The sequence below is a fragment of the Mesorhizobium sp. M0195 genome, assembly GCF_040322115.1.
Classification (GTDB): Bacteria; Pseudomonadota; Alphaproteobacteria; order Rhizobiales; family Rhizobiaceae; genus Mesorhizobium.
The window spans coordinates 550,738-577,322 of the sequence record NZ_JAMYSV010000002.1; the positions used below are offsets into that span (position 1 = coordinate 550,738).

Sequence of the window (26,585 nt, forward strand, 5' to 3'; positions counted from 1 at the left end):
CGATCTTCGCGTCGCCACCAGATTTCACTTGCCCTGATGCGCAGGCCGGGTGTCGCCCTTCTTTTCGGGGTCGTGGGTATGGTGGCTGTCGCGTTCGCCGCCGCCACCGGAGACCTTGCTGTGGCTGCGCCGGTCGGGATCGGCGGGCGGCTTTTCGACGCTCAGCGGCTTCTTGGCGTTTTCGTGCGCCGCGCCAGGACCACCCTGGCGGATGCTGGCAGGAGTCTTCTTCGACGTGGACATGACCTAGCGATCCTGGACGTTGCCTTGGTGGGTGGTGTTGACCTTCGTATTGCCTTGCTGGCCCTGCTTGTCGGGATCCGGCACGGTCGATTGGCCGTGCGGTGCTTGGTCGGCGGCTACCGTTTTTTTGTCACCGGCTCCTTTTGGGCTCAGATTCTCCGGTGGAACAGGGGGAGGTTTTGTGCTCATGGCGTTTCTCCTTCCGCCACCCAAACAAGCGGGTCGGGAGAAAGGTTCCCGAGGGTCCGATACGAACGGCGCTTGTCGCTACGAGCCGGGTCCCGGACCACGGCTTGAGGCCAGGGGACGCCTGCACAATCCGGGGTTATTTCTTGATGATGGTTCCGTGGTTCAGATCGAAGGCCTGGGCACCGAAAGCCTGTTTATAGAAATCCTCCTGCAGTTCGCCCCATTCGCCGAGATAGGCGCCGCAATTGCTGCAATAGATCGGCGTCGAATCCTTCGGGTCGTCGGGAATATCCATCAGGATCGTCCCGCACGCCTTGCAATCGAGCTTGTCATCCAAACGGCGGCTCATCGGCCGATAATTGCGCGTTTTCGGCCCCGCGCCAACTGTCGTTTTCGTACGCAGCCCCGATGGCACGTCTTCCAACTTGCAAGGACCCCAGGCTAGCGTTCCGCCGGATTTCCGAAGGTCGGATCTCGCCGCCTCGAATACGTCCCCACCCGCGGCAGCTCGTCTGGAAAGTCGACCCAGGGCAACCTCATGTCCCAGTATGCATGGGCCTGTGGCGGAAACCGTTCGGGATGATCGAGAAAGCCGATTGCCAGATAGAGTTCGTCGGGCAACCCTTGGTCGACATAGCCGATCGATGTCCCGCAATCCGCGCAGAAGGACCGGAGCACGCCGGAGGTTTTCGAAAAGGTCCTCGGCGTGCCGGTGAGCAACGTGAATTCGGAAGGCCGATAACCGACCCACACCGTCAGAGGGCTTCCTATCGCCTTGCGACAGTCGTCATCGTGATCGGAGCAAATCCAGAAAGGCTCGCCGCGCATCTCCGCCGTTATGGCGCCGCAAAAACAGGAGCCCGTTTCAGTTCGTGGCATTGGTTAACTTCATTGCTGGACCGGCCTTCATTGCTGGCCTGGCATTTCGGTATTTTCCTTGGGGTTCTTCTTGATGCCGGCGGCAGGCGAGGTATCGGCCGGAGCATTGCCACCCTGGTTCTGTTCAGGGGCTCTTTTGAGCGGCGAGATTTGCCAGCCCATATCGCCGTACAAAAAGCCTATGAGAAAGCCGACGATGATGATGGCCGAAATCACCATCGCAATTAACGCGTTACGTCGCTCCATTTCGCGCGGCTCCTTTCTTCGAGCCGAACAAACGATGGCGGAAATGGTTCCGGAAGGCCTCGACCCGGAATCGGCGGCGGCAGGCTGGCACCTCGCTGCCCCACCGACAAGCCGCTGGATTGAAAAGGCGGGCCCGCTGGAACGACAGGAATTCAGCCGGCGCGCGCGAGTTCATCTACGGCATTCAAAATCGCACTTTGGCTCGCCGGCTTCTGCACGATCCTGCAAGCGCGGAACCCGGCTGGAATTTCGCGTTCGCCGTACCCGGAGAGGAAGGCGAACGGAACACCGCGCGTTTGCAACGCTTCCGCGATCGGATAGCTGGTTTCGTCGTTCAACTGGATATCCAACAACGCCGCGTCGATGCCGCCTTCGCCAACGAGCCGAAGTGCTGCCGTTACCGACGAAACCGGTCCAACCACCTGATGGCCGGCTTTGCGCAGGTAAGCCGCCGCGTCGTCGGCGATCAGCCATTCATCCTCGACGATCAGCACACGCACCTTTCCGGTCACGACGAGCCCTCGCGGGTCAGAGGGAATGCAATTTCCGCCTCCAAACCATTTGAGCGGAAAGTTGTTTCAATTTTTCCGCCCAGCCTGTAGCCGATTTCTCCGCGCAGAAGGGTAAGGCCGAAGCCGCTGTCGGTTGGCTCCTTGATGCGGGGGCCGCCCTTCTCGCGCCAGACGAGCTTGAAGGTTCCATCCACCACCGACCATTTCACAATTATCCGCCCGGCAGGCTTGGACAGTGCGCCATATTTAGCGGCATTGGTCGCCAGTTCATGGATTGCCATGCCGAACGAAAGCCCCTGTACAGGCTTGAGGCTTACCCGCTTGCCATCGAGCTCGAACCGTTCGGCCCCGAAGGGACCAAGCTCCTGGCGCAGCAGTTCCTCGACGGAGGCTTCCGTCCAGCTTTCGCGCGAGAGCAGACTGTAGGCTCGTGACATTGCATGCAGACGGCCGATCAAAGCTTCAGCGAACTCGTCTTTTGACGCCGAGTATTCCCGCGTCCGGTTGGTGATGCTGGCGACAACCGCCAGCATGTTCTTGACGCGATGGTTCAGCTCCGAGATGAGCACCTGCTGACGCTCTTCCGCCTGCGCCAGTGTCGTCACGTCGATCAGTGTCACGACCACGCCTTGGATGCTGCCGCCTTTGTCCCGGTAAGGGTTGATGCGGACCAGGTAGAACCGGCCCTTGTCGTCGCGCGCAAGGTGATGGTTCAGGGTCTCTCCCGTCTCGAACACCGCCTGGATGTGCCGCTTCAACTCGGGGTAGTCGAGTTGGCTCGAAAGATCGGTCAGCGGTCGGCCGACATCTGACGGACGCAAGTTGAAGAACGACGACGCGGCAGGAGTAAAGGTTCGCACCACAAGGTTGCGGTCGAGGAAGATGGTGGCGATTTCCGTGCTTTCGAACAAGTTTCTGAGATCGCTGTTGGCGCGATCGAGTTCCTCTATCTTGCCGGTCAGTTCCGCATTGATGGTGTTGAGCTCTTCGTTGAGCGACTGCATTTCCTCCTTCGAGGCCTCAAGCTCCTCATTCGTCGACTGTGCCTCTTCATTGACGGAGACGAGTTCCTCGTTCGAAGATTTTACTTCCTCCAGCGCGGTTTCGTACTCCTCGATGGTCGACTGCAGCCGCTCGCGCGTGTCGCGCAACTCCCGTTCGAGATCGGCCGCGTCGTCTGTGCCGCGGCTTTCGCGGGCCGGATCGGAGCGTATCTGGGCCTGCCCCACCGGATTGAACAGGACGAGGTAGAGGGGCTCGCCATTGCTGCGTTCCGTGTACGGCTCGACTGTCAGTGTAATGAACTGAAGCTGTCCGTCGTCTTCTTCGACCGCTATGTTCTCCCGCACGACCGTGCGGCGCGTCGTTGCTGCTTCCCGCAACGCGGCGCGCATCTCAAGTCTCAGCCCGCGGCGGGCCAAGGTCAGCAACTGCCGGCTCGGGGCACCTTGCGGCGCTTCCAGATATTTACCCGTCCGCCCCGAATAGTAGACGACGTCGCCATCGCCATTGACCAGCACGTGAGGCGGGGCGAACCGCTCCAGCACCTGAGCCTCGATTGCCTGGCGCAGCGAATGGCTCGCGCCATCGTTTTTTGAGCCACGGCGTCCCGCCGGCAGGGCAGCTGTGAAGCCATTGCCGATCAGGACCGGCGGTCGCGGCGTGGCATGTTCCCGCGCCTGGAATATCCGCTGCTTTTTATCGACCGTGGCGAACAGGTCGCCGTGCTGACCGACGCTTTCCGAGGTGCCGAGGAACAGATAACCGCCCGGCCTCAGCGCATAGTGGAAGATCGGGACGACCCGGTTCTGGATCTGCGGGCCGAAATAGATCAACAGGTTGCGGCACGAAATCATATCCATACGCGAGAACGGAGGATCGCGGATGACGCTGTGCGGGGAAAAAATGCAGAGTTCGCGCACCTCTTTGGCCAGCACATAGCTCTCGCCGTCGCTGTGGAAAAAGCGTTGCCTGCGCTGTGGCGATAGCCCGTGCAGCAGCGCTTCGGGATAACGCGCCGCACGCGCCACCGCGAGCGCCGGCTCGTCGATGTCGGTCGCGAATATCTGGACGCGCGGCGGCGCGGGAAGTTTCTCCATGCGCTCGCGCATCAGCATGCCGATCGAGAACACCTCCTCGCCGGTGGCGCAGCCGGGCACCCAGACACGCACCGCATCGGACGCGTTCCTGCCCTCGAAAATCTGCGGTATGATCTTGTCCTCCAGCAATTTGAACGCTTCGGCGTCCCGAAAAAAGCTGGTGACATTGATGAGCAGGTCGCGAAACAGCTTCGCCACCTCGTCGGGATCCCTCTTCAGCCGTTCTATGTAGGTGCTGATCGACTGTAGCTGCGTTATCTGCATGCGCCGCTTTACGCGACGCAGGAACGTCTTGGCCTTGTAGCCGGAAAAGTCGTGACCGGAATGGCTGCGCAGAATGGCGTAGATTTCATCGCGGGCTCGATCTATCTCGGCCTTGCGTTCGTCGTCCGCTTCGGTCAGGCCGTTCAGCACGTCGAAACCGCGGACAAACGCCTGAAGCTTTGCACCGATCTGCTCGGCGGGCGCCGCTATGTCGATCAGGCCGCTCGAAATCGCGCTCTGCGGCATATCTGGATTGCGGGGGCCGGAACCGTTGGAGGCCTGGGCAATGGTCAGCCCGCCATGCTCCTTGATGGCCCTGGCGCCAAGCGTGCCGTCCGAATCGCCACCCGACAAAATAATGCCGACGGCATACTCGCCCTGGTCCTCGGCCAATGCGCTGAAGAAGATATCGATCGGCTTGCGCTCGCGGTTGAGCGTGTTCGGCCGGCGCAGCGAAAGCGCGCCCTTACGGATGGTGAGGACAACGTTTTGCGGCATCACATAGACCTGGTCGGGTTGGACCGCTGCCCCCTCCTCGGCCACCAAGACCGGCATTTCGGTATAACGTCGGATGACCTCGTGCAGCAGGCTTTCCCGCTCCGGGCTGAGATGCGTGACGACGACGAACGCCATGCCGGTGTCGCCGGTCAGCCCTTTGAACAGGCCCTCCATCGCGGGAATGCCGCCGGCCGATGCGCCGACCCCGACTATGGGAAATCTTCCATTCTGGGATGCCACGCCAAGCCCCTGGTAACAGCCGCAAACACAAAGCCGTCAAATCGGGCCTTAGACCCAAATCGCGCCTCAGATTAAGACCGGGCCGAGCCTGAGGCCAGTAAATAGTCCACCAACGGAACAAAGTACCGCCGGTGGGCATTAACATTTGACTTTGGAGGCGGTTCCAATGGCAAAACGATCACCTGAAATAAAGCCGGCCAAGCGAATTCTGTTGCCCTCGCCGGATCTGACCAAGTTCCCGGTATCTGAAAACATTCCGCCTCGCCTGCTCGCGCTCGCGGAACGGTTGCAAGAGGTATTGGAGCGCCACTTTGCAGAAGTCCGCGCCGACAAGCGTAGATCCCGCAGAAAGAAGGAACAATGAGGTGCGCGACCTGCAAGGCCTGCATATCCTGATCGTCGAGGACGAATGGATGCTGGCGGGGGATCTTGCACGTTATTTCAGCAAGATGGGCGCCGTGGTGCTTGGCCCGGTAGCGACGGTGGAACAGGCATCGAAACATACGGACGAGGCCGAAGCCGCGATCCTGGACATCAATCTCAACGGACGACGGGTATTTCCGATCGCCGACGAACTGATGCGCCGTGGCGTGCCGTTCGTGTTTTTCAGCGGCGATGAAGACATCGTTATTCCCGAGCGGCTTCGGTATGCCAGCAGCCTCCGAAAATCCTCGGACGCCCAGGCTGTTTTCGACGCTCTCTTTCCAGCCGAGACGTCGGCATCGACAGGAGGTCGAGCGTCGGAGCCCTCGGACGACGTATTTTCGCTGCTGCCTAAGCTCAGGCTCGCGGCGCGCCTGCTGCTGGGAGATGTCGAGGCCTCCGACCGGCTGGTCGAGCGGACGCTCGAGCAGGCGATCGGCGAGATCGACAGCAGGCGATCCGGCTCCTCCACCGAGGACTGGCTCAACGGCATCATGCGAAACATCGTCAGGGCACGTGGAGCGAACCTGCTGCACTGACCGCGGCAGCTGCCGGCAATCAGACGAGGTCAGCCTTTCCGGTTGCGTTCGACGAATTTGTTGAAGCGGCTGGTTTTGCCGCCGCTGGTCTCTTCCTGGTAGAGGAAGGCCAGTTCCTTCTCATCGAATATCCTGAAGAACTCGTCCCATTCGACAGGCTCGAACGTCTCTTCAGGCTCGCCGAAGTCGATGCGCAGTATGCCGCCCTCGCCCTTGGTGCGCACCACCGCCGGCCGGCCATCGCGATTCTCGGCCCAACGGCGGATTTCATCATGATCGGTGGTCGTCTTCGATTCAGACATTCCAATCTCCCTTCGATTCCACCGCACACCGCGAGATCCCGGTCTGCCTCGTACAACCAGCAGATGCATTTCTGCCGAGCATATGCGCGCGGTTGGTCGATTATGGCTCCTAACACCAAGCGCGCTTCGATGTTCCCGTGCCCAGCCCAAGGCGGTCGCTTCCGGAGCGCAGCGCTCGGGAACTTTGTTGAAGCAAGGGAACAAACCTTTCGCCCGGAAGTTTGGGGCGGCAAAGCCATTCGTATGAGGAGTTGTCGTGAAACGTATACTGGTCACGGGAGGCTGCGGTTTTATCGGCCGCCACGTCGCCCAGGAACTCGTTGAACATGGCTATGGGGTTTCAATTCTCGATGCGCTGCTGGACCAGGTGCATGGCGGCGAGGCAATCAGCCTGCCGCCAGGCGCCAAGCTGATCAAAGGCGACGTTCGTGATCGCGACGCCATCGCAGAGGCGGTCGACGATGTCGACGCGATCATTCACCTGGCGGCTGAAGTGGGCGTCGGCCAGTCGATGTACGAGATCGCCCGCTATGTCGGCGCCAACGACCTCGGCACCGCCACGTTGCTGGAGGCACTGATCAAACGCCCGATCGAACGGATCGTCGTTGCGTCGTCGATGAGCGTCTATGGCGAGGGTCTCTATGCCACGCCGGACGGCCGGCGCATCGACAATGCAAGACGGCAGCCGGACGACATCCGCAGCGGCCAATGGAATCCCCTCTCGCCGGAAGGCGAAGTCCTGTTGCCGCTGCCGACCGACGAGCAGAAACCGGTCGACCTCGCCTCGATCTACGCGCTGACGAAATATGCCCAGGAACGAGCCGTGCTGATCTTCGGCGAAGCCTATGGCGTCGATGCGGTGGCGCTGCGCCTGTTCAATGTCTTCGGTGCCGGACAGGCACTCTCCAACCCGTATACCGGCGTGTTGGCGAACTTCGCCTCGCGCATCGCCAATGGCCAGCGGCCGCTGATTTTCGAGGACGGCGAACAGCAGCGCGATTTCGTGCACGTGCGCGACGTTGCCCGCGCCTTCCGGCTGGCGCTGGAGCAGCCCCAGGCACGCAGCCACGTCATCAACATCGGCAGCGGGCGGGCCTACGCAGTCAGCGACGTCGCCCGGCTGCTCGCCGAAGCAATGGGCGTGCCTGGCCGCCAGCCGGAAATCCTCGGCAAGGCACGCTCCGGCGATATCCGCAATTGCTTTGCCGACATATCGAAGGCGCGCGAACTGCTCGGCTTCCAGCCGCAATACCGGCTGGAGCATTCGCTCGGCGATTTCGTCGCATGGGTGCGCAACACCGTCGCCATCGATCGCAGCGCCGAGATGAAGCGGGAACTCGAAGCGCGAGGGCTGGTATCATGAGACCGGATTCACCCGATTTTCGCGAAGCGCCCGTCGCCGTTATCGGCGGCAGCGGCTTCATCGGCTCCAACCTCGCCGACAGCCTGTTGTCGGATGGCGAACCGGTGCTGGTCATCGATAATCTGAGCCGTCCCGGCGTTGAGCAGAACCTCGAATGGCTGACGCAAAAGCACGGCAGCCGTCTCACCATTGAAATCGTCGATATCCGCGAGGCCGAGGCGCTGATGCCGCTGGTGGCTGGTTCGAAGGCGGTTTTCCACTTTGCCGCGCAGACCGCCGTCACCACGAGCCTGGCTCGGCCGGACGAGGATTTCGACATCAACCTGCGCGGAACGTTCAACGTCCTGGAAGCCGCTCGCCGCAGCGGCAAACGCATCCCCGTCGTTTTCGCCAGCACCAACAAGGTCTATGGGCGGCTCGCTGACATTGCGATGCGCGAAGACGACGGCAAATATGCGCCTTGCGACGCCAGCATCCAGGCGCACGGCATTGACGAGACGCGCGGCCTTGATTTCTGCACGCCCTATGGCTGCTCCAAGGGCGCGGCGGACCAGTATGTCCTCGACTACGCCAAGTCATACGATCTGCCGACGGCGGTGCTGCGCATGAGCTGCATCTATGGACCGCGCCAGTTCGGGACGGAGGATCAGGGCTGGGTCGCCCATTTCCTGCTTAGCGCGTTTTCCGACCGGCCGATCACCATCTATGGCGACGGCAAGCAGGTGCGCGACATCCTGCATGTTGCCGACGCGGTCGCGGCCTACCGCGCGGTGCTCGACCGGATCGAGGAAATCAAGGGCCAGGCATTCAATCTCGGCGGCGGACCGGAAAACGCCGTCAGCCTGCGCATGCTACTGAAGGAGATTTGCGACATAACGAAACGGGACGTTTCGATCCGTTACGACCGCGAACGCACCGGCGACCAACCGTTCTTCGTCGCCGACACACGCGCGATCGAGGCGGCGCTGGGATGGAAAGCGCATGTCTCGTGGCGAAACGGCATCCGCGACCTCGCCGATTGGCTGCAGCGTCATCGCGCCGACCCGCATCCCGAACCGGCGAGGTACGTAGCATGAAGGTCGCTCTGGTCAATCCGTCCTGGACCTACCAGGACAGCATCTATTTCGGCTGCCGCCAGCCGCATCTGCCGCTCGAACTCGGCTATTCGAAAGCCTTGCTCGAAGCCGCCGGTCACGAGGTGCTGATGCTGGACGGGCAGATCCAGAAGCTCGACAACGCCGCGCTTGCCGATCGCGTCGCCGCTTTCGAGGCTGATATGACCGTCGTCAGCACCGCGCCGACCTACCTGTTCTGGCGCTGCGCACCGCCCGAGTTGCGCGTGCCGGCTGAGTTTCTCAACCATCTTGCCGGGCGCGGCGGCCGCACCGTCGCCGTCGGGCCGCATGGCTCGGCGACGCCGGCGCCGACTTTGCGCAAGCTTGGCGTCGACATTGTCGTGCGCGGCGAATGCGAGGAAGTGGTCGCGGAACTCGCCCGGCGCGACGACTGGAATGCTGTGCCGTCCACCGCCCATTTTGAGGATGGAGAACTGGTTTCGAACGGCAGCGCGCATGCGAGCTCGTTCATCGATCACCCAGCGCTCGAATGGCCATCGGACTGGATTGCCGCCCATTCGCACCACCATCACCGCTTCGACGACAACCAGGTCGGCTTTGGCGCCGAGGTCGAGGCTTCGCGCGGCTGCCCGTATAATTGCAGCTTCTGCGCCAAGATCGATTTCCGCGACGCCTATCGCCGTCGGAACCACGAAGCGGTGATCGCCGAGATCGACCGGCTGATCGCACAGGGCGTCGGCTACATCTACTTCATCGACGAGATATTCCTGCCACAAAAGGCATTGCTGGAAGCGCTGGTCGATCGCGATGTGAAGTTCGGCGTGCAGACGCGGATCGACCTCTGGAAACCGGAACTGCTGAAACTGCTTGGCGCCGCCGGCTGCGTCTCGATCGAGGCGGGGCTCGAAAGCCTGACGGTGGAAGGCCGCGCCATGCTGGCAAAACGCTGCCGGCTGGGCACCGAGGAACTGGCTGCGTTGCTGGTCGACGCCAGGCGCCATGTGCCGTTCGTTCAGGCCAATCTCATCGGCGTGGTCGAAGACGATCCCGCGCTGGTCGACTATTGGCGAAAGCACCTGATCGACAACGGCGTTTGGGCCAACGAACCGGTGCCGCTTTATCCTTATCCGAGTTCGCCCAGCTACCGCGAACTTTGGGGCGAGCCGGACGATCTCGCCTGGGAGCGCGCGCATGAACATTACCTCGCATCCTTCCGGACGTTCAGCGACATCCAGGAGAAGCGTCCGCGTCCGCTGGCTGAATTGGAGGCCACATGTTGCGGACACTGAGCCCGCCGCGTCGCATCCTGATGACTGTCGATGCCGTCGGCGGCGTCTGGCGCTATGCGCTCGATCTGGCCAGGCAACTCGTCGCCGGAGGCGACAGTGTCGTGCTTGCCGGGCTTGGTCCGGAACCGTCCAGGCAGCAGGCCGAGGAGGCCCAGTCATTCGCGGCGCTGACCTGGCTCAACACGCCGCCCGACTGGATGACCCGCGACGAGCAAGACCTCGACGCGTTGCAGCAGGAGCTGCTCCCGCTCATCCGTGACTACGCCATCGAAATCGTCCATCTCAACGCGCCGACGCAGGCTGCGGGGCTCGACGTGCCCTGCCCGGTCGTGGCGGTGTCGCATTCCTGCGTGGTGACATGGTTCCACGCCGTCAAAGGACAGGCGGCGGACGGCGATTGGGCCTGGCAAAAGGACCGCAACCGGCGCGGTTTCGATGACGCAGGCATGGTCGTTGCACCCAGCCGCAGCCATGCCGACATGCTGGAAACCTGCTACGGGCCGATCGCCCGCCTGAGCGTCGTCGGCAACGGTGCACGGCCCGGGCCGAAGAGCGAAAGGCGGGAATCGGTCGTTTTCGCCGCTGCGCGCTGGTGGGACGAGGGAAAGAATGCGGCGGTGCTGGACCGGGCCGCTTCCCGCACGCAATGGCCGGTCTTCGTCGCCGGCTCGCTGCAAGGCCCGGACGGCCAGCATGTTGGCTTCAGCCACGCCGTTCCCGTCGGGCCGGTACCGCATGAGGAAGTGCGCCTGCTGATGGCGCGGGCCGGCATTTTCGTATCGCCGTCGCGCTACGAACCGTTCGGTCTGGCCACGCTGGAAGCCGCGATGTCGAAGACGCCTTTGGTGCTCGCCGATATTTCGACCTATCGCGAACTGTGGGACGGCGCGGCCATGTTCTACGACGCGCGCGATCCGAGCGATCTCGCCAGATGCATCAGCAGCCTGTGCAGTGACGCGCAGCGCCGGCGAGAACTCGGTGAGGCAGCGGCCCGCCGAAGCCGTAGATTTTCATTGGCAAGACAGGCGACCGCCATGCGCGGCGTCTACGACAAGGCGGCCCTGGCCACCATGGCGGGTAGTTGATTATGCGGTTTTTGTTCTACACCCATTCGATCGTTTCCGACTGGAACCACGGCAACGCACATTTCCTGCGGGGCATCATGCGTGAGCTGGTCGCGCGCGGGCACCAGGCTATCGCGCTGGAGCCCGCCGACGGCTGGAGCCGGTCGAACCTGCTGGCCGAGAAAGGATCCTTCGCCATCGAACGATTCCGGAAGGACTTTCCCGAGCTGATGCCGGTCACCTATGACGCCGCCTTCGACCACGAAGCCTGGATCTCCGATGCCGATGTGGTGATCGTGCATGAGTGGACCGAGCCGGATCTTGTCGCGCGGCTGGGCAGGGTGAAAGCGAATGGCGGGCGTTTCACGCTGCTGTTCCACGACACGCACCATCGCGCCATATCGGCCACGCAAGCGATCTCCTCCTTGCGGCTTGAACATTATGACGGCGTGCTCGCCTTCGGCGAGGCGCTGCGGGAAAGCTATCTCCGTGCCGGATGGGGCAAGCGGGTCTTCACCTGGCACGAGGCAGCCGATGACCACCTGTTCCAGCCGCATCCTGAAATCGAGCGTAGTTCCGACCTTATCTGGATCGGCAATTGGGGCGACGACGAGCGCAGCGCCGAAATCAGGGAGTTCCTGGTCGGCCCGGTGCGTGAGCTCGGCCTGAGCGGAACCGTCCACGGCGTTCGCTATCCGCCGGAGGCGCTCGCCGACCTTGCGGCCGCCGGCCTGCGCTACGAAGGCTGGATCGCCAATGCCGACGTGCCGAAGGCATTCGCGGCGAACCGCATCACGGTTCACATCCCGCGGCGTCCATATCGCGAAAGCCTGCCCGGCATCCCGACCATCCGCATGTTCGAGGCGCTCGCCTGCGGCATTCCGCTTGTTTCGGCGCCTTGGTCCGATGTCGAACGCTTGTTCAGGCCCGGCACCGATTTCTTGTTTGCAAATAATGGCTTCGAGATGCGGCGTCATCTTCGCGCCGTGCTGCACGATGCGGATCTCGCCGCTTCTCTGGCGACCTCGGGCCTCGAGACCATCCGCTTGCGGCACACATGCCGGCACCGGGCGGATGAATTGTTCGGCGTGCTCGCCGAATGCGGGCACCGCCAAGCCGCCGACACGATCCTTGCAAAGGAGGCCGCCGAATGAAGATCGCATTCTATGGATCGAGTCTGCTGTCGTCCTATTGGAACGGCGCGGCAACCTATTACCGCGGGCTGCTCAAGGCCTTGGCAAGGCTCGGCTATGACATCACCTTCTACGAGCCGGACGTCTACGATCGCCAGAAAAACCGCGACATCGAGGCGCCGGACTGGTGTGCCGTGGTCGTCTACGAGGCCACCCCGCATGCCATGATGCAGGTGGCCGCGCGGGCGGCGGAGGCAGATATCGTCGTCAAGGCAAGCGGCGTCGGTTTCGCCGACGACGCGCTGTTGCGGGCGGTGCTCGATCACGCCCGTGCCGATGCGCTGACCGTATTCTGGGATGTCGATGCGCCGGCGACGCTCGGCCAGTTGCGCGACGAGCCCGACCATCCGCTGCATCGCGCGCTGCAGGAAATCGACCTCGTGCTGACCTATGGCGGCGGCGACCCGGTGGTCTGGGCCTATCGGGCCATGGGAGCGGCCGAATGCGTGCCGATCTACAATGCGCTCGATCCGGAAACGCATCATCCGGTCGGCAAAGATATGCGTTTTGCCTGCGATCTCGCCTTCCTCGGCAACCGGCTGCCGGACCGCGAGGCGCGCGTCGAGGCCTTCTTCCTCGACCCGGCCGGCCGCTCGGCCGATCAGCGCTTCCTGCTCGGCGGATCTGGCTGGGGCGACAAGCAGATGCCCGCCAATGTCCGATGGCTCGGCCATGTCGGCACGCGTGACCACAATGCTCTGAACGTCACGGCCAAGGCGGTGCTGAACATCAGCCGCGACAGCATGGCGGCCAATGGCTTTTCACCTGCGACGCGCGTGTTCGAGGCAGCCGGCGCCGGCGCGTGCCTCATCACCGACGCCTGGCTCGGTGTGGACCTGTTCCTGAAACCCGGCGAGGAAATCCTGGTCGCGCGCGATGGCGAGGACGTCGCCGAGATCATGCAAAGCCTTAGCGCCGAACAGGCCAAGGCGATCGGGGCATCCGCGCTTCGGCGGGTACTTGGCGAACATACCTATACGACACGGGCCGTTTTGGCCGACGCCATTTTCAGGCGCCATTTCGAGCGTCCGACCGTGGAGGCGGCCGAATGACGAAGCCGCTCGACATCGTCTTTCTTGGCCTGTCGCTCTCCTCGTCCTGGGGAAACGGCCACGCCACCACCTTTCGGGGGCTGCTTAAAGGTCTCCACGAACTCGGTCACCGCGTCACCTTTCTCGAACGCGACGTGCCGTGGTACGCAAGTCACCGGGATCTGCGCGACCCCGATTTCTGCGCGTTGCGCTACTATGAAACGACCGATGATCTTCGCCGCAATTTTGCGCGCTGCCTGCGCGATGCCGATATCGTGGTCGTCGGCTCCTTCGTTCCCGAAGGTCCTGAAATCATCGACGTCGTGGCATCGCTGTGCACAGGTCAGTTCTGCTTCTACGACATCGACACGCCGGTCACGCTGGCAAAGCTTTCAACCGATGATTGCGAGTATATTGCCAGGCGGCAGGTCCCGTATTTCGATGTCTACTTCTCCTTTACCGGCGGGCCGACGCTTGCCCGTCTGACTGCGGAATTCGGCGCGAGGCGGGCCGAGCCGCTCTACTGTTCCGTCGACCCGGAACGGCATCACGGAACCGGTGACCCAATCCGCTGGGATCTCGGCTATCTCGGCACGTACAGCCCCGACCGCCAGGCGACGCTGGAGGCCCTGCTGTTCGAACCGGCGCGTCGCATGCCTGAGCGTCGCTTCGTCGTTGCCGGCTCGCAATATCCGCGCGAAATCGCCTGGCCGGACAATGTCGATCGCATCGAACACCTGCCGCCGGCAGACCATGCCGCCTTTTACAGCCGCCAACGCTACACGTTGAACGTCACGCGCAGTTCCATGATCGCGGCCGGATGGTCGCCCAGCGTGCGCCTCTTCGAGGCAGCGGCCTGCGGCACGGCGATCATCAGCGATAGCTGGGCCGGACTGGACAGCCTGTTTCCAGGGCGGACGATTCACACGGCGCGCAGGACCGAGGACGTAATCGGTATCCTGTCTGGAGAATCCGACGGCGCCCGGCTTGCCATGGCCACGCAGGCGCGCGTGCTCATCCTGGCAGCTCACACAAGCATCGCAAGAGCCCGCGAATTCGTTGCGCTGCTGGCGCAAGCCAAATCGCCACGTTCTGTTCTCGATCTGGACGTCGAGAGCGCAGCATGACCCGCAGACGGGAGAAGATAGAGATGCAGCTATCAAGAAAGGCGCAACGGACCAAGACCGTGCTTGTCGCCGGCGGCGCCGGCTTCCTCGGTTCGCATCTTTGCGAGACAATGCTCCAGGCCGGCTGGCGCGTGATCTGCGTCGACAATTTCCTTACCGGCCGCATGGAGAACATAGCATCGATCGCCGATCGTCCGGATTTTCGGCTGATCAAGCAAGACATTTGCCGGCCGTTGGAGCCTGGCGAACCGGTGGATCGCATCTTCAACATGGCATGCGCGGCCTCGCCGCCGCGTTACCAGGCCGACCCGGTCCACACGACGCGGACTTGTGTCATCGGGACGCTCAATCTGCTGGAGCTTGCCGCCCGTAGTGGCGCCCGCTTCCTGCAGGCGTCCACCAGCGAGATCTATGGCGATCCCGAACAGCATCCGCAGAAGGAAGACTATGTCGGCCACGTGAACTGCATCGGCCCCCGCGCCTGCTATGACGAAGGCAAGCGCACCGCCGAGACCCTATGCTTCGATTATCTGAGAATGGGAAAAGCCGATATCCGTGTCGCGCGCATCTTCAACACCTATGGTCCCAGGATGGACCCTGCGGACGGACGGATCGTTTCCAATCTGATCATGCAGGCACTCGAGAGACGGCCGCTGACGATATTCGGCGACGGGCTGCAGACGAGGTCGTTCTGCTACGTTTCCGATCTGGTCGACGGCTTGATCCGGTTGATGGAGGTCGATCCCAATCCACGCAAGCCGGTCAATCTGGGCAATCCGGGGGAGTTCACCATCCTGCAACTGGCGAGCCTGGTGAGAGGCATGACCGCAACCAAATCGGACGTGAAATTCCTGCCGCTGCCGCAAGACGATCCTCGTCGTCGGCAACCCGATATTTCCCGCGCAAGGAAGCTTCTCGGCTGGTCGCCAAAAGTGCCGCTCAGGCAAGGTTTGATGCACACGATCGGCTATTTTGCCGAGCTTGAGACGGCGCAGATGATCGACAGAAGACGTCAAATTGCCGCCACCGTACGTTCTGCCTCAGGCCGGCTGCAAAACCTGCCGGCCTGAGGCGGGGAGCGTCTGGCCGCTGCATGATCGCGCGGTCGTTTCGGATTTGGTCACTTTTTCTCGTCGCGGGAACAACCCGTCCAGCTTCTGGTTCTGCCAAGGTACCGGCATGGAGACGATTGTGCATCCGAAGCGATCCGCCAAAGACATCGAGCAAATGGCCGCAAAGGAGACGGCTGCCTTCCTGCGGCGCGCCTCCATCACCTATCTGGAATGTTGCGTGAGCCTGATGATGACGCATCTTCAGCGCGAGGAGGTAGTCGCCATCCTCGAAAAGGAAGCGGATATGCTTCGCCGGCTGGACTGATCCTGGTCGAAGGGCCGCAGCTCCCCTTGGTTCTCCAGGAAACGAAGCAACATCGAGGTATAACGTCTTGCCGCGGCCGCCAGCCGGATCTGTTCCCGATCATCGCCAGATCGTGCAGCCATGCTCCACAAGCCAAGCTGGAACGCAAGATAGCAGGGCTCATAGTAGTGGACCAGATTGGCATCGACGGGACGGGAGGCTCTCGCTTCCACGGCCTTGCAAAGCGCCCCAGTCGCCGGGTCGGAGAGGCTGTACTCGACACGGGCGCCGGCAATGTCCCAGGCGATGTTCTGGCAGCCGATCAGATCGTGCGATCGGCAATGATCGAGGGCGTCCGTCTTGACCAGCGTTCCACTGCGCGAAAGGATGAACTCCCACGGGTGAAGCCGCCCGTCGATCTCGACCCGCTGCATGGTCTTGGGTGGAGCCTGTTTCGAGAACCAGGTCTGCAGCTCCGCCGCGCGGCCTTCGCCCAGCGCCTCACTTGTATTCCGCACGGCCATGTCCGCAAGCGCCTCCAGCCAGGCACCTGGCTCCGAGGCGGGCAGATTGGCTGCGCGCCAGGCGAGATAGCCCGCCAGGTGAGCGACCAATTTTTCTTTCGAAAGCGTTGCCCGGTCCAGCGTTGTGCCGTCGATCCAGCGTTCGACCAGAAAGCCATGGCACAGCCCGGCGACTTCCGGGCCAAAGCCTGCGTCGTGCAGCCTCCTGGCGGTCTCGGCCTTGTGCATTCCGATTTCACCGAGGCCGACGAATTTGACCGACCATTTTTCCCGGCCCGCGGAAGCGAGGAACTTCCGCCGCTCGAAGCCGCGATGAACGGGCGGCCAATGATCCTGCGAGCCATAATGCAAGCGACGCCACTCTCCGGCGGATATTTCCATCAGGCTGACCGCTGTGCGGCCGATCATTCTAGCCACCCAATCCCGCAGCGCCGGCAGAGCGGATCCAGCGGGGAAAGTCCGTTCGAAATCCGCGGTGTGTTTTTGGCACACCGTCCATGCCTCACGGATGTCCGCCGATGTCTCGGGGCCCGGGCCACGCAAATGACTTGGGAACAGATGGATGCGCCTGGTATCGATGCCCAGCGCTTGTAGCCATGCGACGACGGCATGGAACGAGCTGCCGGACAGACCCGGGCCCTCATCGACGATGGCAAAGCGGGCCGATGGCTTCGTCATCCAGCCGCCGATCAGCTCCGGATCGGCGGCAAGCCGCCTGCGAAACGGATGGCCGGTCGGACGGACGCTGACGGGTGCTGGCGCGCCGATGGCTGCAGCCACCATCGCTGCAAGCCCCAGGCCGATGCTGCGGATGCCGATTACGCATGTGTTCGCATCGAGACCCGACTGCCGCGCGGCGACGAAATAGCTCTCCGGATAAAGCCCGTAATGAGCGTAGCCCTCAGCCGCGCCGGTCAGAATGTCGCCATCGCATTCGAGTTCGGCCAACATTCGCGGCACTTCGGCATCGACCGGGCCGTCGACGGCGAATCCGGCCCTCCACGATCTGCCCACGTCCCGGGCCAAGCCGACCAGGAGATTTGCGCCCGCGATCCGTTGTGGAGAATTCCTGTCCGTGCCCTTGGCCTCGAATTCCGCGTCGGCAAGGCCCTGGACCAATTCCGAGACCTTGATGAACAGGCCGACCAGGGCTGCGTGCCGTCCGATCCCGCTTGGCATGTCCGCGATGTGCCCGGCCGCGTCGCGAGCCGAGGCGCGAACATATCGCGCGCTCTCAGTTTGCTTGTGGTCGCCATAGACGATCATTGTCCGTCCCGGTTGGCCTCATCCCCCGCTGCACAACTCGGCCGACGCTACTTTGATCCACCGTCGGTTGCACGATTTTTACAGCCGGCAAGGAACAATCCGGGAGGAAGGCGGTTTGGCACGAAGAACTTACCTTCAACAGCATAGGCAGCGGTTTCGTGGGATCGAAGAAAGTTCGGATCGGAATAGTCGGCGTGGGCAACTGCGCCTCCTCCCTTGTTCAGGGCATCACCTATTACCGCGACGCAAGGAGCAATGAGCCCATACCCGGGCTGATGCATGCCGATCTTGGCGGCTACCATGTCAAGGACATCGAGGTGGTCTGCGCTTTCGACGTCGCCAAGGGCAAGGTCGGACGTGATGTGGCAGACGCGATCTACAGCGCGCCCAACAATACTTTCCGCTTTGCCAATGTTGCACCTACCGGCGTTCGCGTCGAACGCGGACCGACCCTGGACGGCATCGGCAAATATCTGCGCGACGAGATCGAGGAGGCCGACGAGCCGGTCGCCAACGTCGGCAAGATCCTCGCCCAAAGCAGCGCCGAGATCCTGGTGTCCTATCTGCCTGTCGGTTCGGAGGAGGCAACACGCTTTTATGCCGAGTGCGCGCTCGAGGGGGGCTGCGCCTTCGTCAACTGCATACCAGTCTTCATCGCCTCGCGGCCGGAGTGGCGCCGGCGCTTCGAGCAGCACGGGCTGCCGCTGATCGGCGACGACATCAAGAGCCAGGTCGGTGCGACGATCGTCCACCGGCTGCTCGCCAACCTGTTCCGTGAGCGCGGCGTGCGCATCGATCGCACCTACCAGCTCAATTTCGGCGGCAACACCGACTTCCTCAACATGCTGGAACGCGAGCGGCTGGAATCAAAGAAGATCTCAAAGACGCAATCCGTCACCAGCCAGATCGACGTTCCCCTGGAGCCGGGCAACATTCACGTCGGGCCGAGCGACCATGTCCCATGGCTGACCGACCGCAAGTGGGCCTATATCCGGGTCGAAGGCACGACCTTCGGCGGCGTGCCGCTGAATGCCGAGCTCAAGCTGGAAGTGTGGGATTCGCCCAATTCGGCCGGCGTCGTCATCGATGCGGTGCGTTGCGCCAAGCTGGCGCTCGACCGCGGCATCGCGGGCGCGCTGACCGGCCCCTGCAGCTATTTCATGAAATCGCCGCCCGAGCAGTTCACCGACGCGGAAGCCCGCCAGCGCACGCTCTCTTTCATCGCCGGCAAGGACGAGCCGATGCTCGATGCGGCGGAATGACGACGACGTTTTTTCTGGTGCGCCACGCCGCGCATGACAATGTCGGCTGTTATCTTGCCGGGCGGATGGCCGGCGTTTGCCTCGGCCAAGCCGGCAGGGCACAGGCCTCGCATCTGGCTGACCGTATGGCACGCGAGCCGGTAGCGGCAATCTTCTGCAGCCCGCGCGAACGCACGCAGGAGACTGCCAATCCGATGGCGCTTGCCTGCAATGCCGGTGAAATCGTGATCCGCGAGGAACTCGATGAGATCGACTTCGGCACCTGGTCGGGAAAGACCTTCGAGGAGCTGAACAAGGATGCCGACTGGCGAGCGTGGAATGACCAGCGTCAGCAGGCGAGAACGCCGAGCGGCGAGACCATGCTGGACGTGCAGCAACGCGTCGTCTTGCTGATCGAACAGGTCCGCGGCACCTACCAGAACCAGTCCGTTGCACTGGTCAGCCATGCCGACGTCATCAAGGCCGCGGTGTGCAAAGTGCTCGGCCTGTCGCTGGGGAACTGCTTTCGCTTCGATATCGACCCAGCGTCGATCACCACAGTTGTTTGGGGGGACTGGGGGTCGAAGCTGATCAGACTCAACGAAGCTGCCTGACGAGGAATTTGCCGGATGCGCATGGTCATTTTCGGTCTTACCGTGACATCGTCGTGGGGCAACGGCCACGCCACGCTGTGGCGCGGATTGATCCGGGCGATGGCCGGGCTGGGCTGGTCCATCACCTTCTTCGAACGCAACACTCCCTATTATGCCGGTACACGCGATCTCGACCAGTTGGATGGCGGCAACCTTGTCCTTTACCCGGATTGGGAGGACATCCAGCGCGTTGCCGAGCAGGCGATGAAAGAGGCCGATGTCGTCATCGTCACCTCCTATTGCCCCGATGCCGTGAGCGCGTCGCGCCTTGCTCACCAGGCCTGTCGCGGGCTGAAGGTCTTCTACGATCTGGACACGCCGGTGACGCTGGCGCGGATCGAACAAGGCGAGCCTCCGGCCTATTTCGGGCCGGAAGGGCTTCGCGATTTCGATCTCGTGCTGAGCTACACGGGAGGAACCGCGATCGACGCATTGAGGTCGACGCTGGGTGCACGCCGCGTCATGCCGCTCTACGGCCATGTCGATCCAGAGCGACACCGGCCCGCCCCGCCCAGGCCGGAGTTTGCCGGCGACCTGTCCTATCTTGGAACCTATGCGGCAGACCGCCAGGCCGGGGTCGAGAGGTTGCTGGTCAGCCCGGCTGCGCGCCTGCCGGATCACCGTTTCATTATTGGCGGCGCACAATATCCGCAGGAATTCCCGTGGAGCGACAATATCTTCTTCGTCCGGCATCTGCCGCCGGCCGACCACCCCGCCTTCTTTTCATCATCACGAATGACCCTGAACGTGACCCGCGAGGCGATGGCCGAACGGGGCTGGTGTCCTTCCGGCCGGCTGTTCGAAGCCGCCGCTTGCGGGGCTGCGATGGTGAGCGACACATGGCCCGGACTGGAGGCCTTTTTCCGGCCCGGTGAAGAGATCGTCGTGGCCAACAGCACCGACGACGTGGTCGCGGCGCTCGACCTGTCCGACGCCGAACTTGACGCGATTCGCCGCCGTGCGCGCGAGCGGGTGCTGGACGAACACACCTCGGCGCGGCGCGCGAAGGAATTCGACCGCATCCTGTCCGATGCACTGCACGGCTCCACGCATGGCGAGCCGTTGAAGGAGGCAGTTTGATGTTGGGCATCGTGCCCGCAGCCGGACGGGGAAGCCGCATCCAGCCGCTCGGCTTTTCGAAGGAGCTTCTGCCGGTCGGCAGCCGCATCGACGGCAACACCGAGCGGCCTTGCGCGGTCAGTGAATACCTGGTGCGTCGCATGGTCCGCGCTGGGGCCGACAAGATCTGCTTCGTCATCGGCTCGGGTAAGTCGGATATCCTGGAATATTATTCTGCCGGCTATGCCGACGCGGCCGCTCTGTTTGTGGTGCAGCCCTCTCCGGTCGGCCTTTGCGACGCCATCTTCCGCGCCGCACCGCTCGTCGCGGCCGACGAGACCGTTCTGGTCGGGTTGCCCGACACGATCTGGTTTCCCGAAGACGGGTTCCTGGCCCTCCCGGACGACGGCCTGTCCTTTCTGCTGTTTCCGGTGGACCAGCCGGAGTTCTTCGATGCCGTCGTTGTCGACCCGGTCGGCCGGGTGAAGCAAATCCAGGTCAAGCAACAGAATGCCGCGTCGAACTGGATCTGGGGTGCGTTCAAGATGCCCGGCCGCACCCTTCATCAGCTCGCCGCGCTGTGGCGGGAACGGGACCGGTGCGACGAATATATCGGCACGCTGGTCAACGCCTATCTCGCCGCCGGTGGCGAAGCCTATGGCATCAAGGCTGGCACCGCCTATGTCGACGTCGGCACCTTCAACGGTTACCGCACCGCATTGCGGCTGCTTGAAAGCGCCGCCGGTACCAAGGACGACCAAGCCGCCATTACGCTGCCCGGCCACCAGCACGTCCCTATCCTCGCAGGCGAAGGAGGCTAGCCATGCTGCATTCCGATGCCGAGATCCGCCGCCGTATCGATGCGCTCGGCCCATGGTTCCACAATATGGAGCTGGCCGGCATCGAAACCGCTCCCGACCATTTCCTTGGCAACTATCCGCTGATCAAATGGCGCAAATTCGCCGACGCGATTCCCGCCGATCTTTCCGGTAAGGCGGTGCTCGACATAGGCTGCAATGCGGGTTTCTACTCGATCGAGATGAAACGTCGCGGCGCCGGCCGCGTGCTAGGCATCGACTTCGATGAAGCTTACCTGGCGCAGGCGCGCTTTGCCGCCGAGGTCGCAGACTGCGACATCGAATTCCGGCAGCTCTCGGTCTACGACGTTGGCGCCCTGCAGGAGCGGTTCGACATCGTGCTGTTCATGGGCGTGCTCTACCATTTGCGCCATCCTCTGCTCGCACTCGATCTGATCCGGGAGCACGTCGCCGACGACCTGATGATCTTCCAGTCGATGCAACGCGGCAGCACCAACGTGCCGGCGCTCGAGCAGAACTATCATTTCTGGACCCACGACCTGTTCGACCGGCCGGAATTCCCAAAGCTGCATTTCATTGAGCATCGCTATGCCGACGACCCGACCAACTGGTGGATTCCCAACCGCGCCTGCACCGAAGCCATGCTTCGCAGCGCCGGCTTCAAGATCGTGCTGCAACCGGAACAGGAGGTCTATTTCTGCCGCACCGCCGACGTGCCGGCCGGCGGCGGCGCCGTCTACCCGTCGAAAGGACAGATAAATGATTGAAGCCGCGATGATCTGGAACGAGCCCAACAACAAATCCCACTGGGATCCCGAGCTCGACCCCGACTGGAGCCGCTTCGCCGCTACGGCAATCCTGGCCGCCGACGCGATCGCGGCGGAGAATCCCGCCTTGACCAAGGTGCTGGGCGGCATCTCGCCGATCGATGCCGGCTTCATGACACGGATGAAGGAATTCGGCGTGCTCGATCACGTCGACGCGGTCGCCGTACACGGCTTTCCGCTCGACTGGAACCTCTGGCAGATCCACGAATGGCCGCAGAAGGTCGGCGAGATCTCGGCTGTCACCGATCTTCCGGTATGGGTCAGCGAGGTCGGCGTGTCGACCTTCGGCGCCGAGGAGGTACAGGTCTGGGGCCTGCGCCGGACCGCGGAATTGCTGATCGGCAACGCACCGCGCATCCAATGGTACAGCCTCTACGACCTGCCGCGCGAGTGGGAAGCGACGACGCGCCATCGCGAGGCGGAAGGCTCGTCTTACTATCGCCATTTCTACATGGGCCTGCTTCGCCAGGACGGCACGCCAAAGCCCGCGCTCGAGGAGTTCCTGCACCACACGCCGGCATTAGGACTGGTGCAGTGGTTCCATTTCGAAGATCACCGGCTTGATGACGCCGTTGCCTGGATGAAACGCCTCGGTGTCACCAATCTGCGTACCGGGCTTTCCTGGGCCGACAGCTTCAGGCCGAACGCGCTTGACTGGTTCGACCGGCAGATGGAGGCGCTGGCCGACTTCGACGTGACCGTTACTTTCTGCTTCACGCCGGAGCATCGCGGAATGATGCCGCACCACAGCAGTCCGCCGCTGGTGCCGGAGGAATTCGCCGAGTTCTGCGCGGCAATGACGCGCCGCTATGCCGGCAGCATCGCTGCCCCTTCCGTCGGCAGGCTACGCGCCTCCGCGGCGTGAGGAGCTTCGGCTCTCCAGCCATGACGCTCACCGTCCTCAACGTCGCCTATCCCCTCGCCCCGGTCGGGCCGGATGCGGTCGGTGGCGCCGAGCAGGTGCTGTCGATGCTCGACCAGGCGCTCGTACAGGCCGGATACCGCTCGATCGTGATCGGCTGCCAGGGCTCGAGCGCTGCGGGCACTCTCATCGAGACGCCGGCCGAACCGGGCGTGCTCGATGAAGCGGCGAAGCGCCGGGCGCAGCGTGCTCATCGCGCTGCAATCGCTACCGCACGCGCTCGCTGGCCAATCGACGTGGTTCATTTGCACGGCATCGATTTCGACGCCTATCTGCCGGGCGACGGGCCGACATTGGTGACCCTGCATTTGCCGCTCGACTGGTATCCGGCCGACGCTCTCAATCCGACACGGGAGGATCTGTGGCTGCATGCGGTATCAGCGGCTCAGCAAAGAACCGCGCCGCCGGGAGCCAGGCTCATCGAACCGATCCCGAACGGAGTGGACATCGACGCGCTCAGCGAGCGGCAGGCCAAGCGCGACTTTGCCCTCGTGCTCAGCCGCGTCTGCCCGGAAAAGGGCATCCATCTGGCGCTGGACGCAGCCAAGAAGGCCGGTGTGCCGTTGGTCATCGGCGGCAAAGTCTACCCTTACGAAACCCACACCGCGTATTTTCGCGACGAGGTCGAACCTCGGCTGGACGACCGGCGCCGCTTCCTTGGTCCGGTCGGCTTTGTCGCCAAGCGGCACCTGCTGAACACAGCCCGATGCCTGGTCATCCCGAGCCTTGCCGCGGAAACCAGTTCGCTGGTCGCCATGGAGGCGCTCGCCTGCGGCACACCCGTGGTGGCCTTCCCGAATGGCGCACTGCCGGATGTGATCGAGCACGGCAAGACCGGGTATCTGGTCGGGGACGTCGACGAGATGGCGCAGGCCATCCTTGCCGCGTCCGGCCTGGATCCCGAGACCTGCCGGGCCGAGGCGCAGCGGCGCTTTTCACTCGACCGCATGGTTTCCTCCTACATGGACGCCTATCGGGCGCTGGCACGGCTCGGCACAGACAGCGGGCAGCTCGCGACGGCGAAGTGAGCGGAACATGCTCCGCGGTGAGATCATCGACGATCCGGCCGGCCTCGAAGCCCTTGAGCCGCACTGGTGGGAACTCTGGTCGCTCAGCCCCTCGGCGACGCCGTTCCAGTCTCCCGCATGGTTGCTGCCATGGTGGCGGACATTCGCTCCCGGCGAGCTAGCGACGGTCGCCGTCTGGCGTGGCGACGATCTGGTCGGCCTGGCGCCACTCTATCTGGAACGCCAGGGCGCCGGCGCGCGGCTGCTTCCGCTCGGCATTTCGTTGAGCGACTATCTGGATGTCCTCTATATTCCCGAAACCGCCGAACCGGTCGCCGTCGCCATCGCCGACACGGTTCTTTCCCTCGGCTGGTCGCAGTGGATCTTGCAGGACCTGCCTCCCGGCGGCGCCGGCCTTGCCATCAGGCATGCCGCGCTCGAATCGTGCCAAGCCGTCAGTCATGCTGCTTGCCCGGTGCTCGCTCTCGCCGGCGACCAGACGCTTCAAGGCTGTGTTCCGGCGCGGCGGAGGCGCCAATTGCGCCGCGCCCACAGGGCCGCGTCGAGACGCGGCAGGGTCTCCATCGAACCCGCTTTGTCCGATCCGCAGACATTCCTCGATCACCTGATCCGCCTTCACCGAGCACGCTGGGCCGGACACGGCGACGGCGTTCTGTCCGATTCCCGCGTGGAGGCATTCCACCGTCAGGCGCTGCCGCAGCTGGTCGCACAAGTGCTTGCCCGATGCTGGCTCATCACCATCGGTGACGTGATCGTGGGCGCCTACTACGGGTTCCATGATCGGGGCCGCGCTTACGCTTATCTCGGTGGCTTCGATCCGGACTATGCCGATGAAAGTCCCGGCGCGCTGCTCATCGGCCAGGCGATAAGGCAGGCGATCTGCGAAGGCGCGGAAGAGTTCGATTTTCTGCGCGGACAAGAGGCCTACAAATACAGCTGGGGCGCCGTCGACCGGTGGACGATGCGCAAGATCTGGACGCGGAGCAAAGGTCAATGAGCGCGACCCAGCCAGGACCTCGGCGGTCGACGTCAGCAAGGCGGGTGCTGGAGGACTGCATGGCAGACGGTGCCAGCGTCGAAGCCGTCATCGCCAGGCTGGCTCTCCGTTTCGAGACAGGAATCGAACCCGCAGAACTGGCGAAGATTGCACAAAACACGCATTCGGCCGATCCGCGAAAGACGGCAAAATTACAACGGATCGCGGACCTGCTTCAGCGCAGGCCCGAGATCTTCGCCACGCTGCGCAAAATAGGTGCTGCCGTTCGGCACGAGCGTGGCGGTGGCGAGACCGACGATGCGGTCGTCAAGCGGCTGGCGGCCGGGTTTGACGCAGCGGCGGCTATCTCCCCGGCGGCGAGCGTCCAGCTGTCATCGCTGGGCAATGAGGGAAAGCTCGCGGCCGCTACGGCTGAGATCGTTACATGGCTGGAGAGGCGAGGCTTTACCGGTACCGACCGCGACATACTGGATATCGGCTGTGGCATCGGTCGGTTCGAACAGGTGCTCTCCGCTCTGTCGCACCGGATCGTCGGCAGCGATATATCCCCGGCGATGATCTCGATCGCCCGCCGGCGATGCGCGGGGCTCGGCAATGTAGAATTCCGCCCTACCCGCGGTTTCGATCTTGCCGATTTTCGCGATGCCAGCTTCGACCGCGTGCTGGCCGTCGACAGCTTTCCCTATCTGGTGCTGGCCGGCCTCGCGGAACGACATTTCGTGGAAATCGCACGCGTGCTGAAGAGGCCAGGCATGGCCGTGCTTTTGAATTATTCATATCGCGGATCGCCGGCGCTGGATCGCGCCGATGTCCATAAGTTCGCCAACGCAAATGGCATGCAAGTTGTCGTCGACGGCGAAAAGCCGTTCCGGCACTGGGATGGCGATGCCTTCATGCTTACGATTTCCGGCGGAACATTGCGGCCCAACGCAGGTTCGGATGCCGAACGGGAAAAGCCGCTATTCGACAGCAGGAAGGAGGACGAGATGGCGTCCGGCAGCAAGAAGCACATCGGTCGCGGCAGTCACGGCAAAGGCGCCGGCGCTGGCGCGATGACCGATCTTCCCAAGGACAAGATCGGAGAGAACGCCGTTCTGTCCAACAGAGACAAGAAGCAGCACACCAAGGAGCGTGGGCTCGACGGCAATCGGGTCAAATCCGAGCAGTACCAGGATCATTCAGCGGATCGGCGGCCTGAAGACTGATCGTTGCGGCAGCATATGGCTTGCAGCCGGTGAGCAATTGAAACGCAGCGAGAGCCCAACCGCTGACGAAGCTTTGCAAGGACCGAAGCCGGTCGCATGGATGGCCTGCAAA

The 26,585-nt window shown here is 63.0% G+C and carries 28 protein-coding genes and 1 pseudogene; 20 read left to right on the plus strand and 9 right to left on the minus strand.

Going from position 1 to position 26,585, the window contains the following annotated elements; translation table 11 throughout:
- Window positions 1-24: 24 nt before the first annotated feature.
- From NKJ12_RS07465 to NKJ12_RS07495, 7 genes are all read right to left on the minus strand, one after another.
- A complete protein-coding gene (locus NKJ12_RS07465) occupies window positions 25-243 on the minus strand; it encodes a hypothetical protein (protein WP_352701888.1) in 219 nt (72 codons plus the stop codon).
- Between the two features lie 3 nt (window positions 244-246).
- Window positions 247-432 (minus strand): hypothetical protein, encoded by a 186-nt coding sequence (locus NKJ12_RS07470; protein ID WP_352701890.1) that lies wholly within the window; start codon window positions 430-432, stop codon window positions 247-249.
- A 136-nt stretch (window positions 433-568) separates the two neighbouring features.
- Entirely contained in the window at window positions 569-769 is a 201-nt protein-coding gene (locus tag NKJ12_RS07475) for a hypothetical protein (RefSeq protein ID WP_352701892.1), read from the minus strand.
- 104 nt (window positions 770-873) lie between these two features.
- Window positions 874-1,311, minus strand: a complete 438-nt coding sequence (locus NKJ12_RS07480) for a GFA family protein (RefSeq protein ID WP_352505410.1) — start codon at window positions 1,309-1,311, stop codon at window positions 874-876.
- A gap of 27 nt (window positions 1,312-1,338) precedes the next feature.
- Window positions 1,339-1,557, minus strand: coding sequence for a hypothetical protein (locus tag NKJ12_RS07485; protein WP_352701894.1), 219 nt, complete (start codon window positions 1,555-1,557; stop codon window positions 1,339-1,341).
- Between the two features lie 152 nt (window positions 1,558-1,709).
- Entirely contained in the window at window positions 1,710-2,051 is a 342-nt protein-coding gene (locus NKJ12_RS07490; RefSeq protein ID WP_352505411.1) for a response regulator, read from the minus strand.
- Between the two features lie 14 nt (window positions 2,052-2,065).
- Window positions 2,066-5,170, minus strand: a complete 3,105-nt coding sequence (locus tag NKJ12_RS07495; protein WP_352701896.1) for a CheR family methyltransferase — start codon at window positions 5,168-5,170, stop codon at window positions 2,066-2,068.
- 166 nt (window positions 5,171-5,336) lie between these two features.
- On the opposite strand from NKJ12_RS07495, the gene NKJ12_RS07500 reads away from it, so the two are divergent.
- Both NKJ12_RS07500 and NKJ12_RS07505 read left to right on the plus strand, forming a co-directional pair.
- A complete protein-coding gene (locus NKJ12_RS07500; protein WP_352645256.1) occupies window positions 5,337-5,534 on the plus strand; it encodes a hypothetical protein in 198 nt (65 codons plus the stop codon).
- A gap of 1 nt (window position 5,535) precedes the next feature.
- On the plus strand, window positions 5,536-6,132 hold the full coding sequence (locus NKJ12_RS07505; protein WP_352701898.1) for a response regulator: 597 nt from the start codon (window positions 5,536-5,538) through the stop codon (window positions 6,130-6,132).
- Between the two features lie 29 nt (window positions 6,133-6,161).
- On the opposite strand, the gene NKJ12_RS07510 is transcribed toward NKJ12_RS07505, so the two are convergent.
- Complete coding sequence (locus NKJ12_RS07510; protein ID WP_352701901.1) at window positions 6,162-6,434, minus strand: hypothetical protein; 273 nt, start codon at window positions 6,432-6,434, stop codon at window positions 6,162-6,164.
- A 256-nt stretch (window positions 6,435-6,690) separates the two neighbouring features.
- Here NKJ12_RS07510 and NKJ12_RS07515 point away from each other — a divergent pair, with 256 nt between their 5' ends.
- The 8 genes from NKJ12_RS07515 to NKJ12_RS07550 are packed head-to-tail and all read left to right on the plus strand — an operon-like array spanning window position 6,691 to window position 15,647.
- Window positions 6,691-7,797, plus strand: a complete 1,107-nt coding sequence (locus tag NKJ12_RS07515; protein ID WP_352701903.1) for an NAD-dependent epimerase/dehydratase family protein — start codon at window positions 6,691-6,693, stop codon at window positions 7,795-7,797.
- A complete protein-coding gene (locus NKJ12_RS07520) occupies window positions 7,794-8,873 on the plus strand; it encodes an NAD-dependent epimerase/dehydratase family protein (protein WP_352701906.1) in 1,080 nt (359 codons plus the stop codon). The genes NKJ12_RS07515 and NKJ12_RS07520 overlap by 4 nt, the downstream gene beginning before the upstream one ends.
- Window positions 8,870-10,162, plus strand: coding sequence for a TIGR04295 family B12-binding domain-containing radical SAM protein (locus tag NKJ12_RS07525; RefSeq protein WP_352701908.1), 1,293 nt, complete (start codon window positions 8,870-8,872; stop codon window positions 10,160-10,162). The genes NKJ12_RS07520 and NKJ12_RS07525 overlap by 4 nt, the downstream gene beginning before the upstream one ends.
- A complete protein-coding gene (locus NKJ12_RS07530; protein ID WP_352701911.1) occupies window positions 10,147-11,247 on the plus strand; it encodes a glycosyltransferase family 4 protein in 1,101 nt (366 codons plus the stop codon). Before NKJ12_RS07525 ends, NKJ12_RS07530 begins: the two co-directional genes overlap by 16 nt.
- A 2-nt stretch (window positions 11,248-11,249) precedes the next feature.
- Window positions 11,250-12,380, plus strand: coding sequence for a CgeB family protein (locus NKJ12_RS07535; protein ID WP_352701913.1), 1,131 nt, complete (start codon window positions 11,250-11,252; stop codon window positions 12,378-12,380).
- Window positions 12,377-13,471, plus strand: a complete 1,095-nt coding sequence (locus NKJ12_RS07540) for a CgeB family protein (RefSeq protein ID WP_352701915.1) — start codon at window positions 12,377-12,379, stop codon at window positions 13,469-13,471. The genes NKJ12_RS07535 and NKJ12_RS07540 overlap by 4 nt, the downstream gene beginning before the upstream one ends.
- On the plus strand, window positions 13,468-14,577 hold the full coding sequence (locus tag NKJ12_RS07545; RefSeq protein ID WP_352701918.1) for a CgeB family protein: 1,110 nt from the start codon (window positions 13,468-13,470) through the stop codon (window positions 14,575-14,577). Before NKJ12_RS07540 ends, NKJ12_RS07545 begins: the two co-directional genes overlap by 4 nt.
- 23 nt (window positions 14,578-14,600) lie before the next feature.
- Window positions 14,601-15,647 carry a UDP-glucuronic acid decarboxylase family protein gene (locus NKJ12_RS07550; protein WP_352701920.1) on the plus strand — a complete coding sequence of 349 codons (1,047 nt, stop codon included), beginning with the start codon at window positions 14,601-14,603 and terminating at the stop codon, window positions 15,645-15,647.
- Window positions 15,648-15,890: 243 nt separating this feature from the next.
- Here NKJ12_RS07550 and NKJ12_RS07555 read toward each other — a convergent pair whose 3' ends face one another.
- A complete protein-coding gene (locus NKJ12_RS07555) occupies window positions 15,891-17,723 on the minus strand; it encodes a hypothetical protein (protein ID WP_352701922.1) in 1,833 nt (610 codons plus the stop codon).
- A gap of 158 nt (window positions 17,724-17,881) precedes the next feature.
- Here NKJ12_RS07555 and NKJ12_RS07560 point away from each other — a divergent pair, with 158 nt between their 5' ends.
- The 10 genes and pseudogenes from NKJ12_RS07560 (at window position 17,882) to NKJ12_RS07605 (ending at window position 26,473) form a co-directional block, all read left to right on the plus strand.
- The gene (locus tag NKJ12_RS07560) at window positions 17,882-18,985 is read left to right on the plus strand and encodes an inositol-3-phosphate synthase (RefSeq protein ID WP_352701924.1); all 1,104 of its coding nucleotides are present in this window, start codon (window positions 17,882-17,884) and stop codon (window positions 18,983-18,985) included.
- Complete coding sequence (locus tag NKJ12_RS07565) at window positions 18,982-19,578, plus strand: histidine phosphatase family protein (protein ID WP_352701926.1); 597 nt, start codon at window positions 18,982-18,984, stop codon at window positions 19,576-19,578. The genes NKJ12_RS07560 and NKJ12_RS07565 overlap by 4 nt, the downstream gene beginning before the upstream one ends.
- Window positions 19,579-19,593: 15 nt before the next feature.
- Window positions 19,594-20,697 carry a CgeB family protein gene (locus NKJ12_RS07570; protein WP_352701929.1) on the plus strand — a complete coding sequence of 368 codons (1,104 nt, stop codon included), beginning with the start codon at window positions 19,594-19,596 and terminating at the stop codon, window positions 20,695-20,697.
- Window positions 20,697-21,497, plus strand: a complete 801-nt coding sequence (locus tag NKJ12_RS07575; protein ID WP_352701931.1) for a nucleotidyltransferase family protein — start codon at window positions 20,697-20,699, stop codon at window positions 21,495-21,497. Before NKJ12_RS07570 ends, NKJ12_RS07575 begins: the two co-directional genes overlap by 1 nt.
- A 2-nt stretch (window positions 21,498-21,499) precedes the next feature.
- Complete coding sequence (locus NKJ12_RS07580; protein WP_352701932.1) at window positions 21,500-22,261, plus strand: TIGR04290 family methyltransferase; 762 nt, start codon at window positions 21,500-21,502, stop codon at window positions 22,259-22,261.
- Window positions 22,254-23,186, plus strand: a complete 933-nt coding sequence (locus NKJ12_RS07585; protein WP_352505431.1) for a glycoside hydrolase 5 family protein — start codon at window positions 22,254-22,256, stop codon at window positions 23,184-23,186. Before NKJ12_RS07580 ends, NKJ12_RS07585 begins: the two co-directional genes overlap by 8 nt.
- A gap of 20 nt (window positions 23,187-23,206) precedes the next feature.
- Window positions 23,207-24,271 (plus strand): glycosyltransferase family 4 protein, encoded by a 1,065-nt coding sequence (locus NKJ12_RS07590; RefSeq protein ID WP_352701934.1) that lies wholly within the window; start codon window positions 23,207-23,209, stop codon window positions 24,269-24,271.
- A gap of 7 nt (window positions 24,272-24,278) precedes the next feature.
- A complete protein-coding gene (locus NKJ12_RS07595; protein WP_352701936.1) occupies window positions 24,279-25,268 on the plus strand; it encodes a GNAT family N-acetyltransferase in 990 nt (329 codons plus the stop codon).
- Window positions 25,269-25,327: 59 nt separating this feature from the next.
- Window positions 25,328-26,032 (plus strand): annotated as a pseudogene (locus NKJ12_RS07600) (class I SAM-dependent methyltransferase); the annotation flags it as partial.
- A 222-nt stretch (window positions 26,033-26,254) separates the two neighbouring features.
- Window positions 26,255-26,473 (plus strand): hypothetical protein, encoded by a 219-nt coding sequence (locus NKJ12_RS07605; protein WP_023676213.1) that lies wholly within the window; start codon window positions 26,255-26,257, stop codon window positions 26,471-26,473.
- Window positions 26,474-26,585: the final 112 nt, after the last annotated feature.